Annotated in this window: 15 protein-coding genes; 6 read left to right on the top strand and 9 right to left on the bottom strand. The window is 41.5% G+C overall.

Features of this window, described 5'->3' with window-relative positions:
• Window position 1: 1 nt before the first annotated feature.
• The 6 genes from nuoG to ndhC all read right to left on the bottom strand — a co-directional run bounded on the left by nuoG (window position 2) and on the right by ndhC (window position 7,656).
• Window positions 2-2,686: an NADH-quinone oxidoreductase subunit NuoG gene (gene nuoG, locus MKL51_RS11970; RefSeq protein ID WP_002120017.1), complete on the bottom strand. Its 2,685-nt coding sequence runs from the start codon at window positions 2,684-2,686 to the stop codon at window positions 2-4.
• Window positions 2,687-2,697: 11 nt separating this feature from the next.
• Window positions 2,698-4,029: an NADH-quinone oxidoreductase subunit NuoF gene (gene nuoF, locus MKL51_RS11965; protein ID WP_002120030.1), complete on the bottom strand. Its 1,332-nt coding sequence runs from the start codon at window positions 4,027-4,029 to the stop codon at window positions 2,698-2,700.
• Entirely contained in the window at window positions 4,026-4,535 is a 510-nt protein-coding gene (nuoE, locus tag MKL51_RS11960; RefSeq protein ID WP_002120040.1) for an NADH-quinone oxidoreductase subunit NuoE, read from the bottom strand. Before nuoE ends, nuoF begins: the two co-directional genes overlap by 4 nt.
• A gap of 13 nt (window positions 4,536-4,548) precedes the next feature.
• The gene (nuoC, locus tag MKL51_RS11955; protein WP_002120052.1) at window positions 4,549-6,336 is read right to left on the bottom strand and encodes an NADH-quinone oxidoreductase subunit C/D; all 1,788 of its coding nucleotides are present in this window, start codon (window positions 6,334-6,336) and stop codon (window positions 4,549-4,551) included.
• 84 nt (window positions 6,337-6,420) lie between these two features.
• Entirely contained in the window at window positions 6,421-7,098 is a 678-nt protein-coding gene (locus MKL51_RS11950; protein ID WP_002120034.1) for a NuoB/complex I 20 kDa subunit family protein, read from the bottom strand.
• 6 nt (window positions 7,099-7,104) lie between these two features.
• Entirely contained in the window at window positions 7,105-7,656 is a 552-nt protein-coding gene (ndhC, locus tag MKL51_RS11945) for an NADH-quinone oxidoreductase subunit A (RefSeq protein WP_002120061.1), read from the bottom strand.
• Between the two features lie 425 nt (window positions 7,657-8,081).
• On the opposite strand from ndhC, the gene MKL51_RS11940 reads away from it, so the two are divergent.
• Window positions 8,082-9,500, top strand: coding sequence for a GGDEF domain-containing protein (locus MKL51_RS11940; RefSeq protein ID WP_017481284.1), 1,419 nt, complete (start codon window positions 8,082-8,084; stop codon window positions 9,498-9,500).
• A 92-nt stretch (window positions 9,501-9,592) separates the two neighbouring features.
• Window positions 9,593-9,946 carry a hypothetical protein gene (locus MKL51_RS11935; protein WP_002120022.1) on the top strand — a complete coding sequence of 118 codons (354 nt, stop codon included), beginning with the start codon at window positions 9,593-9,595 and terminating at the stop codon, window positions 9,944-9,946.
• Window positions 9,947-9,967: 21 nt separating this feature from the next.
• Here MKL51_RS11935 and bfmS read toward each other — a convergent pair whose 3' ends face one another.
• From bfmS to MKL51_RS11920, 3 genes are read right to left on the bottom strand one after another with little or no spacing between them, the layout of a single operon-like run.
• Entirely contained in the window at window positions 9,968-11,617 is a 1,650-nt protein-coding gene (bfmS, locus tag MKL51_RS11930) for a sensor histidine kinase BfmS (protein WP_002120020.1), read from the bottom strand.
• A gap of 32 nt (window positions 11,618-11,649) precedes the next feature.
• Window positions 11,650-12,366, bottom strand: coding sequence for a response regulator transcription factor BfmR (gene bfmR / locus MKL51_RS11925; RefSeq protein WP_000076440.1), 717 nt, complete (start codon window positions 12,364-12,366; stop codon window positions 11,650-11,652).
• Window positions 12,363-12,545, bottom strand: a complete 183-nt coding sequence (locus MKL51_RS11920) for a hypothetical protein (protein WP_031945032.1) — start codon at window positions 12,543-12,545, stop codon at window positions 12,363-12,365. Before MKL51_RS11920 ends, bfmR begins: the two co-directional genes overlap by 4 nt.
• Window positions 12,546-12,898: 353 nt before the next feature.
• Here MKL51_RS11920 and MKL51_RS11915 point away from each other — a divergent pair, with 353 nt between their 5' ends.
• The 4 genes from MKL51_RS11915 to MKL51_RS11900 form a co-directional block, all read left to right on the top strand.
• Window positions 12,899-15,733 (top strand): ribonucleoside-diphosphate reductase subunit alpha, encoded by a 2,835-nt coding sequence (locus tag MKL51_RS11915; RefSeq protein ID WP_002120003.1) that lies wholly within the window; start codon window positions 12,899-12,901, stop codon window positions 15,731-15,733.
• A gap of 56 nt (window positions 15,734-15,789) precedes the next feature.
• On the top strand, window positions 15,790-15,924 hold the full coding sequence (locus tag MKL51_RS11910; RefSeq protein WP_017481283.1) for a hypothetical protein: 135 nt from the start codon (window positions 15,790-15,792) through the stop codon (window positions 15,922-15,924).
• Window positions 15,925-16,062: 138 nt separating this feature from the next.
• Window positions 16,063-17,346, top strand: a complete 1,284-nt coding sequence (locus MKL51_RS11905; RefSeq protein ID WP_005803276.1) for a ribonucleotide-diphosphate reductase subunit beta — start codon at window positions 16,063-16,065, stop codon at window positions 17,344-17,346.
• Between the two features lie 112 nt (window positions 17,347-17,458).
• A partial coding sequence (locus MKL51_RS11900) for an IS5 family transposase (RefSeq protein WP_270893817.1) occupies window positions 17,459-18,189 on the top strand: 731 nt, incomplete at its 3' end.

Raw genomic sequence — 18,189 nt, 5'->3', positions numbered from 1 at the left:
ATTACACTCCTAAAGCCACTGAAACAGGCTCAGCTAGTGACACCATTGGTGCTAAACCAACTGGGTAACCAATATAACCTGTAGGTAAATATTCAATTACTTGTACAGGCAAGCTTACAGTTGTTTCACCTGCTTTTACTGTAATGCGTTGACCTTCTTGAAGGTTCAAACGAGTTGCATCTTGTTCGCCCACTGCAAACACAGCTTCAGGAATACGAGTTTCCATTGCAGGTGTTTTAATCGTGAATTCGCCAGAACCAAAAATATGGTGCATTGGAACTAAGCGGAAACTTTCAGGATTTGCAACTACTGGCACTGGAGCAACGTAGCTACGTGCAGGACGTTTTGCCAAGCGATCGAATAAACGAACACCAGAATCACCACCTTTTAAGTGACCACCAACTTCATCTTGGTATTTATTCCAAGATTGTGGAGAGTTCCAACCCGGAGCCCATGCAAATGGTACTAATGATGACGCTTTTTGCGGACCAACATAACCTTCCATTGAGAATGTTAATGCTGAATCTGGATCGGTAGGTTGTTTAGGCTCATGAACCGATAACGGCGCACGCATTGCTGTACGACCTGAATAACGACGTGGTTCACGCGCGATTTTCAAGCCATGTACACGGTAACCTGCATCAGGCGCAACATCTTGGATAGCTTCAAGTACTGGTACATTTTTCACGATGCTTTCAATTACATCGTCAAGCAATGTCCAATCTACAGCCTTACCTTTAATGCCAGTTTCAATGGCATGTAACCAACGCCATGATTCTTTAATTGCATATTCAGGTTTGTAGTAACTTGGATCGTAAACTTGATAGAAACGCTGTGCACGACCTTCTTGACTTACAACAGTACCATCACCCTCTGCAAAGCTTGCTGCTGAAAGAACGATATCAGCCTGTTTCACAGTTTCAGTTTCACTGTGATCAAGCACGATTACTGTTTCAGCTTTATCTAATGCAGCTTTTACTTGAGCAGCTGGTAAGCGACGGAACAAATCATTTTCAACAATAACAAGTGTGTCGTAGTCTTGAGCAAATGCTTGTTCAAGGCTTAAACCACCGAACAATGCCAAGCCCATAGAGTTCACTTCAGGAACTACAAGACTTAAACCAGCTTTAGAACCTAAGTTCTGAGTTAACTGTGCAGCAGCTTCCATAATAGAAGCATCTTGCAAGCTTGTACCCGCAATAATTAATGGTTTGTTTGCTGCTTTTAGAGTGTCGGCAATGGTTTGAGCAAATGCTTTTGCATCTTCATCTAAACCACCTACAACTTCACCATTTACTGCCGCAGCAACTGCAAAGCCTAAACGTGCGATGTCATTTGGAGAAGCAACCACTTCACCAGTTGCAATGTCAGCAAGACGAGTTTGAGTTGCAGCTAAAATGTAAACCGGAGATTTTGCTTCTTGGCCAATACGTTGTACAGGCTCAGCTAACCAATCTGGTGTACGTGTTTTTGCAGCCATTTCACGCGCTTTGTTTTTCGCAGCTTGGCGAACAGACAATGCCATACGAGGTGCAGTTTGAGTTAGGTCTTCACCTAAGATCAGAACAGCATCATAGCTTTCAATTTCACGCATATTCGGGTTGTAGATACCCTCGGTTTGCATGATAGATGCAGCAAGTTCAACAAGCTTTTGCTCTTTTTGTGCAATACCAGTTGAATAATTTGCCTGACCTACAAGCTCACGTAATGCATAGTTCGATTCCAAACTTGCGCGAGGAGAACCAATACCCAAAACTTTTTTGCCTTGAAGCTTAGCAATCGCTTGATCTAGAGCTTGGTCGACAGAAACAGTTGCAACAGTTTCACCATTACGGAACTGAGGCTGACGTGGACGGTCTGCACGGTTTACATAACCTGTGCCAAAACGACCTTTGTCACAAAGGAAGTATTGGTTAACCGAACCATTAAAACGGTTTTCTACACGACGGATTTCACCATAACGTTCACCCGGAGAAATGTTACAACCAGAAGAACAGCCTTGACACACGCTTGGTGCATACTGCATGTCCCACTTACGGTTATAACGCTCTGAATGAGTCTTATCAGTAAATACACCTGTTGGACATACTTCAGTCAAGTTACCAGAGAATTCAGACTCTAAAGTACCTGATTCCGGACGACCAAAGTAAACACGAGATGCATTGGCATATACGCCAAAGTCTGTACCGCCCGCATAGTCTTTGTAGTAACGAACACAACGGTAACAAGCAATACAGCGGTTCATTTCATGCGCAATGAATGAGCCGAGTTCTTGGTTGTAATGCGTACGTTTTGTAAAACGGTAGCGACGACGGTCATGACCCGTCATTACAGTCATATCTTGTAAATGACAGTGACCACCCTCTTCACAGACTGGACAGTCGTGCGGGTGGTTGGTCATCAAAAATTCAACAATAGATGCACGGAAATCCGTTGCTTCTTTGTCTTCAATTGAGATATAGGTATTGTCAGATGCTGGTGTCATGCAAGACATGACTAAACGACCACGCGTATCTTCTGGATTCGCATATTGCGTAACAGCACATTGACGGCAAGAACCAACCGAACCTAAGGATGGATGCCAACAAAAATATGGGATGTCGATGCCCAGACTCAAACATGCTTGTAGCAAGTTTTCCGAGCCGTTGACTTCATACGATTTTCCATCGACATGAATTGTAGCCATAGTCGAATTCCTTAAGCTTGTTCTACGTTGCTGGTTTGCACGACAGGACGATTCGTCACTTTCGCTTCAAACTCACCACGGAAATGTTTGAGTGCGCCCATAAGCGGCTCCATCGCACCTGGTGCGTGGGCACAGAAAGTTTTACCAATCCATAATTTACGAGTTAGTTCTTGTAAATGGTCGATATCTTCTTTCTTGCCTTCACCTGCTTCAAGTGCTTTAAGCGCTTTAACAGCCCATGGCAAACCATCACGACATGGTGTACAGAAACCACATGATTCACGCGCAAAGAACTCTTCTAAGTTACGAGTGAGCGATACCATACATTGAGTTTCGTCTACCACCATTAACAAACATGTTCCCAAACGAGAACCTGCTTTCATAATCGTGTCTGCATCCATTGGTAAATCAATGGTATCTGCTGGTAAAAAGTCAGTTGAAGCACCACCTGGCAACCATGCTTTGAGCTTTAAGCCCTCACGCATACCACCTGCATGATCTTCAATTACTTCACGTGCAGTTGTACCAAACGGCAATTCCCAAAGACCCGGGAATTTAACTTTACCCGATGCACCATAAATTTTAGTGCCTGGATCTTTTGATTTACCCGCTGACAAGCCGATATACCACTCTGGTCCACGAAGCATGATTGCTGGCAAGTTGTTATAAGTTTCAACGTTGTTCACAATCGTCGGACGGCCCCATGCTCCTGCAACTTGCGGGAATGGTGGCTTAGTACGTGGGTTAGCACGACGGCCTTCAAGCGAGTTAATCAATGCAGTTTCTTCACCACAGATATAACGCCCTGCACCCGTATGTACATGCAGATCAAAATTCCAGCCAGAACCTAAGATATTTTCGCCTAAATAACCTTTAGCACGAATCTGTTCTAACGCTTCATTTAGATATTGAGCAGCCTCGATGTATTCACCGCGGATAAAGATATAACCTTGAGTTGCTTCTAAGGTATAACCCGCAATTAACATCCCTTCGATCAATTGATGTGGAAGTTTTTCCATCAACAAACGGTCTTTAAAGGTACCCGGTTCCATTTCGTCGGCATTACAGATCAAGTAACGTGGACCACCATCATTTGGTGCCATCAATGACCATTTAATACCCGCAGGGAAACCCGCACCACCACGACCTTTTACAGTTGCAGCTTTAATGACATCTAACACTTCAGCAGGTTTCATGCCTAAAGCTTTTTTAAAGCCAGCATAGCCTTCAAGTGCTTCGTAATCATCAGCACTACGTACCGCTTCTTGTTTGCTTAAACGCCAAGTGAGCGGATGAGTTTCCGGATTACCGTCGCCATAAATTGGTTTTGGTTCAGTATTCATACATACTTCTCCAATAACTGTTTAATTGATGTCACTTCGACTAAACCGTGAGTATCTTCATCAATCATTAAAGTTGGGCCTTTGTCGCAGTTGCCTAGGCAGCAAATTGGAAGCAATGTAAAACGACCATCTGGTGTCGTTTGACCATACTGAATTCCTAATTCACGCTGGAATGCTTCAGCAAGAGTTTCTGCACCCATTAAGAAGCAAGCAATTGAGTCGCAAAGCAAAATTACGTGACGACCTACCGGATGGCGATAGATACGGTTGTAAAATGTTGCAACACCTTCCAAATCAGCAACACTCATCGACAACAACTGTGCGATGGCATTCATTTGAGCGTCATCTACCCAACCATTACGGCGCTGTACACACTTCAATGCATCCAAAGAGGCTGCACGAGGGTATGGATAGTGACCAATGTGATGTTCGATTTCGTGAATTTCTTCCGCAGTCAAAATCCCTTCGACATTCACACGTGGTTTTTTATCAGTCAAAATCATCATTATGTGTTACCTCTTAGCGATCCACGTCAGCCATAACCACGTCAATGGTCGCCAGATAAATGATTAAGTCAGATACTAAACTTCCGTTAATCACTGAAGGCATTTGCTGTAAGTGAGTAAACGTCGGTGTACGAATACGAGTACGATAACTCATGGTCGCTTTATCTGAAGTCAAGTAGTAAGTACTTGCACCTTTAACCACTTCAGTCATAAATGATGACTCGCCCGCTGGCATGACAGGACCCCATGAAACGCTCAAGAAGTGCGTAATCAAGGTTTCAATATCTTGTAATGTCTTATCTTTCGGTGGTGGAACAGCCAATGGATGATCCGCTTTATATGGACCAGAAGGCATGTTATCCAAGCACTGTTGAATAATTTTTAGCGACTCGGTAATTTCACGGAAGTGAACAAGCACACGTGCGTATGCATCGCCTTCATACTCAACCGGCACATCAAAATCGAAGTTTTCATAGCCGCTGTATGGACGATATTTACGAACGTCAAAATCGATACCTGTTGCACGTAAACCAGTACCAGTTACACCCCATGCGAGTGCAGATTTGGCATCGTATTGTGCAACATTACGCGTACGACCAATAAACACAGAGTTTTTCAATGCCGCTGTGTAGTATTCGTTTAAGCGTTTAGGCATCCACTCTAGCAATTCTTTAACAAGCTTTTGCCAGTTGTTTGGAAGATCGTGTGCTGTACCACCAATACGGAACCATGCTGGATGCATACGGTAACCCGTGATTGCTTCAACAATGTCGTAAACTTTTTGACGGTCTGCGAACATATAGAATACTGGTGTCATACCACCAGCATCCTGAATTGCCGTACCACAGAATAACAAGTGGTTATTAATACGGAACAATTCGTTCAACATGACACGAATCACTTGCGCACGTTCAGGAACTTTAATACCTGCCATTTGCTCAACAGCCATTACATACGGCATGTTTTGAGCACAACCACCTAAGTAGTCAACACGGTCAGTATAAGGAATGAAAGAATGCCATGTTTGACGTTCAGCCATCTTTTCCACACCACGGTGGTGATAACCGATATCAGGTACACAGTCCTTCACTTCTTCGCCATCTAACTGCAATACAACACGGAACGCACCATGTGCAGATGGATGGTTAGGACCCAAGTTCAAGAACATGAAGTCTTCATCAGCGTTACCACGCTTAAGGCCCCAGTCTTCTGGTACAAAACGTAAGTGCTCTTGTTCAAAGTCTTGTTTCGCTTTGTCTTGCATGTACGGCGTATATTCTGTCGCACGTGCTGAATATTCTTTACGAAGCGGATGACCTTCCCAATAGGTTGGCAACAAAATACGACGGAGCATTGGATGCCCTTCGAAATTGATACCGAACATATCGTAAGCTTCACGTTCATACCAGTTGGCATTTGGCCAGATATTTGTCGCTGTTGGAATGTTTAGATCATTTTCGTTCAAGGCAACCTTGATACGAATGTCACTATTACGCTCAAGCGATAATAAATGATAGAACACAGTGAAGTCAGATGCTGGTAAACCATCACGATGAACACGTAAACGTTCATCCATCGCAGATAAGTCAAATAGCATTACATACGGACGTTCCACTTTACGTAGGAACATAAGGACTTCTTGCACGCGTGCGCGCTCAACCCAGACTGTTGGAAACTCTTCAAAAGTCGCCTGCACGTAAAAGTTCTCACCAAATTTGGTTTTGAGCTCTTCTACGATTGCAAATGCTGGGCGTGAATCAACTGCTGTTGACTCTGGCATAGCAATGTCAGTTTCAGCCATTGGCTTGGCTTCCTATTTAATACAAATTCTGTCAATTGTCTCGATGAACATATCAGTTAGATATGTCAAAACACCGTCAAAAAATTATTTAATCTCATCCATAGAGCGTAAGTTTTTAACGGCAATACGCTCTGCATTCTTACGGTCACGTTCTGGCATCATCTTTGGCTTATATACTGGCTGAAGATCATCACCGATCACGGCAGAAAGCGGGCGTCGCTCTAATTGAATCTGGTCTTGTAAAAGCATTAAAGCTTGAATTAATGCTTCAGGACGAGGCGGACAACCTGGGACGTACACGTCAACAGGAATAATTTTGTCTACACCTTGTACTACTGAATAGATGTCGTACATACCTCCAGAGTTTGCACAAGCACCCATCGAGATGACCCATTTAGGCTCTAACATCTGTTCATACAGACGCTGAATAACTGGTGCCATTTTTACGAAACAGGTACCTGCAACAATCATCAAGTCAGCCTGACGAGGTGAAGCACGGATAACCTCTGCACCGAAACGTGACAAGTCATGCACACCTGTTAAGGTCGTTGCATATTCGACGTAACAACATGAGGTACCAAAGTTAAATGGCCACAAAGAGTTTTTACGTCCCCAGTTTACTGCTGTATGCAAGACATCCTCTAAACGAGTCATGAATACGTTTTTATTCACTTCCTCTTCAAGCGGATCCGTCACAATTTGACGTTCTTGCAATGGGTATTGATCAGCATCCGGATTCGCGCGGGTCAGAGTATATTTCATCCCGACTTACTCCTTTTCAGATGACAATGCAGGTGTAGTTTTTGACTTAACACGACCTGATGATTGAGCTGGAATCTGGCCTGTAGGGTCAGTTACGAGCTCTTCAATAGAATTAAAGCGTGTAATTTCAGCAATGTTCATTGTTGGTGAACCGATTTTAACCGCTTCACCTGCTGATTTACGGCGATCTGCTGGTGACCAACTTAAAGCACCTACAGAGAAGGCATAAACAAGCGCAATCAATAAATCAACGACAAAGATCACTACAGTGGTATATCCCAACCAACCTACTTCACGCACAGAAGTAGACCATGCATAGAGGTAAAGCGCCTCTAAGTCGAAGACAACAAAGAAAATTGCAACTAAATAGAACTTTGCAGACAGGCGAATGCGAGCGCCACCAGCACTCACGACACCTGATTCAAACTGCTCTTGCTTAGCACGTCCCCACGATTTCCCCCCGAGGAGTAAGGGAACTGTGAGCATAAAGACGCAAAGAAATGTAACGCCGATCACGAAGGCGATAATCGCCCAGTCGTATGGAGTAATGGCACTCATGCGGGGATAACTCCTGGCAGGCCTATTATTTAACAAAGAATGTATGTATTGGCCTTCAAATACACCAAACACAAAATTAATCCCGCCAATTGTACCTGATTTCTAATTTCCCATGCTAGTTGAAGCGTCTTAGTCTTTCGGATGATTTTCTAGACAAAACTATTCTTCTATGTGTTGTAAGGGGGGTTTCACAGCACATAATCGGTTTAACTAATAGTTTCTTTATTTATGATGATTTTTTTCATTTTTTAATTTTAGAATATTTACACAGTTGAAGCGCTTATTAACTTTTTATAACTTACTTTTTTATAATATTAGTTTGTTTTTTATTGTATTCAGCTTCTCCTCTGAATTATGATGAATGTTTAATCATACATAATATTTTATTACTCTTGGATAAGAGTATTTATCATTAAGGGCAGCTGATGCCATACTCACTTCGTGAATTTTCATTTCTCTCCTTTTTAAAATTTTTTCTCCTATTTAGCTTCATTATTGCGACATGTTGTTTCATTGGCATTGCATCTCGCCCTTTAAGTTTTCTTGCATTCTTTTGGCCTGCCAATTCGGTTTTGCTCGGATTGCTTATTCGTTTTCCAATCACACGCCGACCAAGCGCATTTTTCGGTGCCTATATAGGATATGTGATTGCTGACTTATTTCAGGGCACTCCATTTGCTCTCACACTTGTTTTAACAACATCAAACTTTCTTTATGTTGTTACTACGTTTGCGCTCTATATGTTTTTTAATCAACATATTAAGGCGGCCTATCGCGGTTATTCTTACCTTTTTTTATTTGGATTATGCGGAATAGGTAGCGTAGTAGGTGCATTGTTTGCAGCAACTTTCGTGCCTATGTTTAATACCAAATTTATGATTGGTGGCTTGCTGGATGAGTTTGGTTACTGGTTTACTTCAGAACTGCAAAATGCCTTGCTTCTTTTACCTATCATATTGAACATCCCTCAATATAGTCAGGTTAAACATTACTTTTCAAGAAATCGTGGCCTACAACCAACCGACCTTTTACCTTTTGGCGCTGTGCTTATTTCGATTGCTGCTAGCTATTATGACTCTGGTCCGGGTTCGCTGCTCTACCCGATTGCTGCCCTGATCTGGTGTGCCATTCGCTACAAACCTATTGTTGTTGCACTCATTACTAGCTTTACCAGTGCTTATATTATTTATCATGTCTCTGGACATTACCTTTTGCTCTATCCAAACGAATATTTCAGCAATACGATCTCAATCCGAATTGGGTTAATTATGATGACGATTGCCCCACTTACGGTTTCTAGTATTAGTGTTTTGCATTCAGAGTTAATTCAAAAGCTTCAACATGCCATTGCACATGATGAACTAACGTCAAGTCTGACTCGACGCCAGTTTTTACAGTCGGTCAGATTACTTCAAGAAAAAGTACAAAAAGAAAATAAGACCTCAGCTTTTTTCATGCTTGATGTCGACCACTTTAAGCAAGTTAACGACAACTATGGTCATCAAATCGGTGATCGGGCGCTACAAACTTGTGTCACCACGATTCAAAATATTTTACATCCTCATGATTTATTAGGTCGCTTTGGAGGTGAAGAGTTTGCCATTTTTATTGCAGATACCACCAAGGAAAGTGCATTTGAACTGGCTGAACAAATTCGAATTAAAATTAGTCAGCAACCGATTTATATTTATGGGAAATTACCAATTTTTATACAGGTGAGTATTGGGATAAGCTTATATTCCCCATCTTCCCATCGAGCGATTGAAAGTTTATTTAAAGAAGCAGATGACGCTTTATATCAAGCAAAACGCCAAGGACGTAATCGAGTGTTTATCTCTTTATAATATTTTCACTTCATCATCTAGTGTAATGAATTTTATACAATAACCTGTGTTTTGCCATGTATGCTAATAACAGATAATAAGGAGAAAAATGCATGACTCTAGAATATACGCATAAACCAAACTACTACTTGTTTGCACAATTACTAGTGCGACATATAGAAAGCTATATTCACAAACATCCAGATGCCAATAATGCAATTTTTGACTTGAGGGATGTCTATGAAATATTTAGACAGGATTTTGCGTCAACGACAACAAACCTAGAAGGTATTTTGCATATTGCAGATGAATATAAAATAGAAACGCTTAACGGAGATCAACCTCTTATTCAAAAATACCAGATTGATGCAAAAAACAATTCGTTACTGATCGATTTTAATTCCGATGCGTTAACCAGCTTAAGAAGCGGAAAACCTATTTTGGAACCAGATGCAACTCAACTATAAATAGATCAATAAAAAAGCACCTTATGAAGGTGCTTTTTTATTGGCTTTTAAAGGAGGCTGTTTAAAGCGTTTTGCTGGCCATGTCATGATAAAGCGAGCACCACCTAAGGTTGGGCTTTCATCCACTTTAATTTCACCGCCAAACCAGTAGGCAATACGGCTTACGATAGACAACCCTAAACCATAACCGCCCGACGCACGTGTACGACTATCATCTAGACGGGCAAAAGCTTCAAATACTCTTTTACGGTCTTGTTCAGGAATACCTGCACCGTCATCTTCAACACAAACAAAGGCCATACCATCGCTGTGGATACCACCAGTAATCCGAACTTTATTATCGCAATAACGAACCGCATTACCCACCAAGTTTTGAACAACACGATGTAAGTAACGACGCTCAGCATCTACTTTTACATAAAGTGGAGGAGCAACAAGTTCAATTTCTTTTTGCGTTTTTAAAGCTTCGGTTTCGACCGCAACCTGATCTAACACATCAAATAAAGTAATTTCATCAAAATCTAGCGAAGGTGTACCCTGCTCTAGTTTTGCATAAGTCATGATTTCATCAATTAAGGTATTGAGTGCTTCAATATCTTTATCAATCATATCGACCTGATGCATACGATGATTGTAATCATCTTCTTCTGCCAACATTTCTGTACCAAAGCGAATACGGGCAACAGGCGTTCTAAGCTCATGAGATACCGCTCTCATTAACTCACGCTGAGCCTCGATTAAACGCTGAATATGATCAGACATGTTGTTATAACTTGATGCCAAGTTTGCCATTTCGTCGCTTCCTTCAATAGGAACACGCAATGACAAATCACCAGACTTCATACGGTTTAATGCATAACGTACTTGGCGAATTTTACGCTCTAGTGGCAAGATCAACCCATAGACACCTAGACTCAGCAAAAATAAGCTAAATAAAGTAATCCCTGCTGAAAGCTGCAAAGGCATCCAGTTAAACATCGGCACTGGTCCAAGCACGAGAACCCGTGTAGGCTGATTCGGAATTGGAGAGACGATTGAAATAGTTGTTCCGCGTACTGTCGCACTGTCTTTGTACAACATGACGCTTTGGTCTTGGCGTAAACGACCAATTTGTTCGGAGTCCAGATTAATATCTTGAATATTGTAGATATTAATTGGGTAGGAGAAATGCTTTTGAATCTTGGCAAGATATTCTTGTTCTTGCCCCGGATAAAACATTAGATAATCCAGCACAAAAATAGGGAGAGCCTTCATTTGGCGCTCAGTAATTTTGTCGACTTTTATAGATAAAAAATGCTGCGGGTCGTCACGCAAGCCAATAATGATATACGCAATACTATTACTGGCATCGTAACGGACAACAGATTTTTGAGCTTCGATCCGTTTTTTCTCGGTACGAGATAACTCAACCTTGCTTGCATCAGTATAATAAATTGGAAGTTCCAATAAGTCTGACGCATCTGAAACCCAGTCTATTTTCTGTTGCTTCCCTGGTTGTCGAGCGACTCCCTCACTAATGACATAAGAAATACCATCGGTTAAAGATTCTCGGTATTCTTGTGCCCGTTGATAATTGATAATTTGTACAAGCAAATAACCAAAGACAGCAACCAGAACAACAAGAATTACCAGTCCCGCATATATTCGCAGGAATATACTGTGTTTAAACACTCGACCAACCTTATAGGAAGTTTATTCAGACCTTATAACCCGTTGGTTTCTTTAACGAACAAGTAACCTTTACTACGTACTGTTTTAATACGCTTTGGATTTTCAGGATCATCACCAATTTTTGGACGAATACGTGAAATACGGACGTCGATTGAACGGTCCTGACCATCGTATTCGATACCACGTAAACGTTCGAAGATATCTTCACGCGATAAGATACGACCAGCATTTGATGCAAGCAACCATAATAGGTCATATTCTGCGCTAGTGAAGTCAACAAGTTCACCATTTAGCGTGACAGAACGACCGCCATTATCAATTACAAGGTCATCGAACTCGATACGTTGTGCAACTTCATCTTCTACAGTTTTATCTGTGCGACGTAATAGTGCACGGATACGCGCTAAAAGAACACGTGGTTGAACCGGTTTAGCAACATAGTCATCTGCGCCCATTTCCAAACCAAGTACCTGATCCATGTCTTCTGTACGTGCAGTCAACATCAAAATCGGTTGATGGTAATGTGGACGAACTTCACGGCAAACTGTTAAGCCATCGGCACCCGGCAACATGACATCCAAGACCACTAGATCTGGTTGTTCACTAATAATACGACGAATTGCACGGTTACCATCAGTTTCTACACCAACTTCCAAGCCGTTGCGAATTAAATATTCTTGAGTTAATCGCGCTAAGCGCTCGTCATCTTCAACGATCAGAATCTTTGGTAACTTTTCTTCTTGGCTCATATCATTGCCCCTATAAATCTCGTTTCATGCATCTTAAAAATCTTGCAGATACATTCGTTTATCATTTGCAATATACACACGTTTACATTGTAAACAAGTAGGCGTTCACCAAACTGATACATGACCATCGTATTTTGTTGCATTTTATTAACCTTTGAATTTTCACGTGTTTTTAAGATTTATTTATTGTTATTAAATTTCATATTCTATTCATATTTCCAATGTATGAATATTAAACAAATTATTTCTCTGTTTAGTTTAAATTTATTTAAGTGTTTGTTTTTTGAGTTATCCACAAAGTTATCTATAAGCGTTTTTTAACAGCTTTGCTATGCTATCTCCCATCAAATCATACAGATAAAAAATTACTAAAAAGTCAAGATTGATCTGCTATGAAAAATCCCGTATCTTGTGTTGAAAATAAACTTTAACTACTAAGTCTTGTGTTTATCCCTCAAATATCGTGGCATGTTTTTTGCTCGGTTCAAACGGTCTATGAACATAACAAAAGTGACAATGGAGCTATGCTGGCATGAGCGTAATTACTTCGACTCCCGGTCAAATTCAGGTGATTAAGCGCACTGGAGATGTTGCTGCATTTGATGCAGAGAAAATTTCAGTTGCGATTGGTAAAGCTTTTCTTGCTGTGGAAGGTCAACAGAGTTCGGATTCTAGCCGTATTCACGACCGTATTACCCAGTTGACGGAAATGGTCTTAAATACTTTTACTCGCCGTTTACCATCGGGCGGTACGATCCATATTGAAGAAATTCAAGATCAAGTAGAACTTGCTTTAATGCGTACTGGGGAACAAAAGGTTGCCCGCGCTTATGTGATTTACCGTGAACAACGTGCTAGCGCTCGTCAGCAAACGAACTCAAACCACCACCCTACTTTACAAGTTACCGACAAAAACGGTCAGCTTCAGCCACTTGATTTAAGTGCATTGCAAGCAACTGTTTCTAAGGCAGCTGAAGGTTTGGAAGGTATTGACGTTCAAGCCATTGTCGATGAAACCGTTAAAAACTTATATAACGGCGTAAAAGAAAGTGATATTGCCACTACAATGATGATGGCAACACGTACCCGTATTGAACAAGAACCAAACTACACTTACGTGACTGCACGTTTGCTTTGTAACGAATTAGTGAGCACTGGTTTAACGTTCTTAGGCTTATCAACAGATACACCTGAAAACAATGCACTTGAAGCATTCTTGAAAAAAGGTGTTGAGCTTGATTTGCTTTCACCTGACTTGCTTGACTTCGACTTAGAAAAATTATCAGCAGCAATTCAGCCAGAGCGTTCTAATCAGTTTACCTATTTAGGCTTACAGACTTTATTTGACCGTTATTTCATTCACTCAAACGGCGTTCGCTTCGAATTACCACAATTATTCTTCATGCGTGTGTCAATGGGTCTTGCACTCAATGAGCAAGATAAAGAAGAGCGTGCAATTGAGTTCTATAACTTATTGTCTAGCTTCGACTACATGGCTTCTACGCCTACCCTGTTTAACTCAGGTACATTACGTCCACAGCTTTCAAGTTGTTACTTAACAACGATTGGCGATGACCTTTATGACATTTATGGCGCAATGCGTGACAACGCGATGCTTTCTAAATGGGCTGGTGGTTTAGGTAATGACTGGACACCTGTTCGTGCCTTGAACTCTTATATTAAAGGTACTAATGGTAAGTCTCAGGGTGTTGTTCCATTCTTGAAAGTTGCGAACGATACAGCTGTTGCAGTAAACCAAGGTGGTAAGCGTAAAGGTGCTGTGTGTGCTTACCTAGAAACTTGGCACTTAGACATCGAAGAGTTCTTAGAGCTTCGTAAAAACACAGGTGATGACCGTCGCCGTACTCACGACATGAACACTGCGAACTGGGTTCCAGACTTGTTTATGCAACGTGTATTTGAAGATGGTGAATGGACATTATTTACCCCTTCTGAAACTCCAGACTTGCACGACTTAACTGGTGCTGAATTTGCTGAGCGTTATGCTTACTATGAGTCTGTAGCGAAAGAAACTAACATGCTACACAAGAAAGTACGTGCTAAAGACTTATGGCGCAAAATGCTTTCTATGTTGTTTGAAACTGGTCACCCATGGATCACATTCAAAGATGTATGTAACTTACGTTCACCACAACAACACGTTGGTGTAGTTCACTCATCTAACTTATGTACTGAAATTACCTTGAACACAAATCAAGACGAAATTGCAGTATGTAACTTGGGTTCGATCAACCTTGTACAACACGTTCAAGGTGGTGTGTTAGACCGTGAAAAGTTAGCTCGCACTATTAAAACAGCAGTACGTATGCTCGATAACGTTATCGACATTAACTACTACGCTGTACCACAAGCGAAAAACTCTAACTTGAAGCACCGCCCTGTCGGTATGGGTATCATGGGCTTCCAAGATGCTCTATATGAAATGGGTATTGCTTACGGTTCAGACGCTGCTGTTGATTTTGCTGATGAATCAATGGAAGTAATTAGCTACTACGCAATTGAAACTTCAAGCAACTTGGCTGTTGAACGTGGTGCTTACTCAACATTCAAAGGTTCATTGTGGGATCAAGGCATCCTTCCAATCGACTCTTTAGAAATTGTTGCGAAATCTCGTCCAGAGCGCATGTTCGAAGTTGACCGTACTCAACGTTTAGACTGGGACACTTTACGTGCCAAAGTTCAAAAAGACGGTATGCGTAACTCAAACGTGATGGCGATTGCTCCAACTGCAACCATCTCTAATATTTGTGGTGTTTCTCAGTCTATTGAACCAACATTCCAAAACTTATATGTGAAATCTAACTTGTCTGGTGAGTTCACTGTTATTAACCCATACCTTGTTCGTGCATTAAAAGAACGTGGTCTTTGGGACACAGTAATGGTTAACGACCTTAAACACTTTGAAGGTTCAGTACAAAAAATTGCTCGTATTCCTGAAGAATTAAAAGCAATTTTTGCTACTGCGTTTGAAGTAGATACACGTTGGATCGTTGATGCTGCATCACGCCGTCAAAAATGGATTGATCAAGCTCAGTCGCTTAACCTTTACATCTCTGGTGCAAACGGTAAGAAACTTGACATCACTTACAAGATGGCATGGTTACGTGGTCTTAAGACGACTTATTACCTCCGAGCTTTAGGTGCAACTTCTGCTGAAAAATCTACAATCAACACAGGTGCTTTAAACGCAGTTAAACCTGCGACTGTTGAAGCAGCAGCTGTTGCTGCCCCTGTTGTAGAAGCGAAGAAACCAGAAGCAGCGGTTGAAGAAGAAGGCTTCACTCAAGCAGCTCCTGTACCAATGGCTTGTTCAATCGACAACCCTGATTGTGAAGCTTGCCAATAACATTCAATAAGGTTGCTCTTTTTCACTAAAGAACAATCTTAAAAGAGGTAAAGATTATGCTTTCTGATCTCAGCCATAACTATATGCTTGGTGTTGGAGTTTTAATCTTTGCCTTTATTTTCTTTTATATGCCAATGGTTTACGCATTTATCACAATACGTAAGCAGCAGCGTAAACAAAATAAGTTGTAGTGAGTAGAGACCAAAGGCCCAAAATTTGGTCATGCATCAATAAAACTTAATTTTGTTTACACATTAAAAGCGTATAGTAGGGACATCTTCGTTTAAGAGATGTCAAATATAGATATATACAACGAAGAGAGAACAAAAATGTCTATCCTTAGTTGGGACGATTTTGAAGATGATTCGCAAAAACCGACTACACCTGAACACAAGTCTGCGCCCGTCCAATCGGAAAAAGCGTCAGATTCGCAGAATGTATCTACTGCGCAGCCATCATCGCCGAGCGTGGCAGCTCCACAATCCGCTGGAACCCATTCCGTGCGACCAACAGTTGCCTCCGATACAGTGGCTAGAGCCGCTCAAGCCTTAGAACATTTAGACGTTGCCCCTGGCCTTGAAGAGCTAGAAATGGGTGCTCAACGTGTTCAAGTTGACGACAAAGCAATGATTAACTGTCGTGCCGATTTGAACCAACTTGTTCCATTTAAATATGAGTGGGCTTGGCAGAAATATCTTGACGGGTGTGCAAACCACTGGATGCCTCAAGAAGTGAACATGAACCATGACATCGCACTTTGGAAGTCTGAAAATGGCTTGACCGAAGATGAGCGTACTATTGTTATGCGTTCTTTAGGTTTCTTCTCGACTGCGGACTCTTTGGTTGCAAATAACTTGGTATTGGCGATTTACCGTCACATTACTAACCCTGAATGCCGTCAGTACATCTTGCGTCAAGCGTTTGAAGAAGCAATTCACACTCACGCTTACCAATACTGTATCGAATCTTTAGGTATGGACGAAGGCGAAGTCTTCAACATGTATCGTGAAGTTCCATCTGTTGCACGTAAAGCAGCTTGGGGCTTGAAATATACTCAATCTTTAACTGATCCTAATTTCCACACAGGTACGCCTGAAAACGACCAACGCTTACTTCGTAACTTGATCGCATTCTATTGTGTACTTGAAGGGATCTTCTTCTACTGTGGCTTTACTCAAATTTTGAGTATGGGTCGTCGTAACAAAATGAACGGTGTTGCTGAGCAGTTCCAATACATCTTGCGTGATGAATCTATGCACTTGAACTTTGGTATCGACATGATTAACCAAATCAAGATTGAGAACCCTCACCTTTGGACTGCTGAGTTCCAACAAGAAGTGGTTCAAATGATTGTTGAAGGTACGATGCTTGAAATCGAATATGCACGTGACACAATGCCACGCGGTGTATTGGGTATGAACGCAAGCATGATGGAAGAATATTTGAAATTCATCTGTAACCGCCGTTTATCGCAGTTAGGTTTACCAGAGCAATTTGCTGGTGTAACGAATCCATTTGCGTGGATGTCTGAGATGATGGACTTACGTAAAGAGAAGAACTTCTTCGAAACTCGCGTAACTGACTACCAAACTGGTGGTGCGTTAAGCTGGTAAGTCTAACTTATCAAATCAAAAGAGCCGCTCTACTCGAGTGGCTTTTTTATTGAATATAGGCTTTGTTGCACAAACCTATCTGTAAAGGCTTTTTCAGCGATATAATTTTCAAATGAAGAAGCCTACACACAAAATCTACCGCACAACCAATTGGCCCGCATATAACCGAGCACTCATTAATCGCGGAAATATTGCCCTTTGGTTTGATCCTGCTACGCAATGGTATGCTCCATCAAAAGGCAAACAAGGGCGAAATCAAACCTACTCCGACGCAGCCATCCAATGCTGCTTAATGATTAAATCCTTATTCCGTCTATCTTTACGTATGGTCACTGGCTTTGTGCAAAGTCTGATTAAACTTTGCGGATTAAATTGGACCGCACCAGATTACAGTACGCTTTGTAGAAGACAAAAGCATATTGATATTGCAATCAGCTACCAAAAAAGTAGCGATGGGCTGCATCTACTCGTAGACTCTACAGGGATGAAGTTTCTAGGTGAGGGCGAATGGAAACGCAAGAAACATGGAGCTGAATATCGTCGCCAATGGCGTAAACTACATATTGGTATAGATGCCAAAACCCTACAAATACGCGCTATTCAGCTCACAACCAATAATGTCTGTGATTCACAGGTGCTTGGTGATTTACTTAATCAGATTCCACAAGATGAGCAGATTGACTCTGTTTATACCGATGGAGCTTATGACACCAAGCAATGCCGTCAGGTCATTGCAGATCGGCAAGCACATGCGGTGATTCCACCTAGAAAAAATGCGAAACCATGGAAAGATACAAAGAGTAGCTCGCTAGAGCGAAATGAATTACTTCGAACAATTAAACG

The sequence above is a fragment of the Acinetobacter sp. AOR18_HL genome (assembly GCF_027855145.1).
In the GTDB taxonomy this organism is placed as follows: Bacteria; Pseudomonadota; Gammaproteobacteria; order Pseudomonadales; family Moraxellaceae; genus Acinetobacter; species Acinetobacter pittii.
Note: the sequence above shows the minus strand (reverse complement) of the source record. Positions and strands in the feature narration are given on the sequence as shown.

Coding starts and splice junctions, on each gene's coding strand:
- MKL51_RS11910 (WP_017481283.1), top strand. CDS start 15,790: ATGCTTTCTGATCTCAGCCATAACTATATGCTTGGTGTTGGAGTTTTA.
- MKL51_RS11935 (WP_002120022.1), top strand. CDS start 9,593: ATGACTCTAGAATATACGCATAAACCAAACTACTACTTGTTTGCACAA.
- nuoE (WP_002120040.1), bottom strand. CDS start 4,535: ATGATGATTTTGACTGATAAAAAACCACGTGTGAATGTCGAAGGGATT.
- nuoC (WP_002120052.1), bottom strand. CDS start 6,336: ATGGCTGAAACTGACATTGCTATGCCAGAGTCAACAGCAGTTGATTCA.
- ndhC (WP_002120061.1), bottom strand. CDS start 7,656: ATGAGTGCCATTACTCCATACGACTGGGCGATTATCGCCTTCGTGATC.
- bfmR (WP_000076440.1), bottom strand. CDS start 12,366: ATGAGCCAAGAAGAAAAGTTACCAAAGATTCTGATCGTTGAAGATGAC.
- MKL51_RS11905 (WP_005803276.1), top strand. CDS start 16,063: ATGTCTATCCTTAGTTGGGACGATTTTGAAGATGATTCGCAAAAACCG.
- nuoF (WP_002120030.1), bottom strand. CDS start 4,029: ATGAATACTGAACCAAAACCAATTTATGGCGACGGTAATCCGGAAACT.
- MKL51_RS11915 (WP_002120003.1), top strand. CDS start 12,899: ATGAGCGTAATTACTTCGACTCCCGGTCAAATTCAGGTGATTAAGCGC.
- MKL51_RS11950 (WP_002120034.1), bottom strand. CDS start 7,098: ATGAAATATACTCTGACCCGCGCGAATCCGGATGCTGATCAATACCCA.
- MKL51_RS11940 (WP_017481284.1), top strand. CDS start 8,082: ATGCCATACTCACTTCGTGAATTTTCATTTCTCTCCTTTTTAAAATTT.
- nuoG (WP_002120017.1), bottom strand. CDS start 2,686: ATGGCTACAATTCATGTCGATGGAAAATCGTATGAAGTCAACGGCTCG.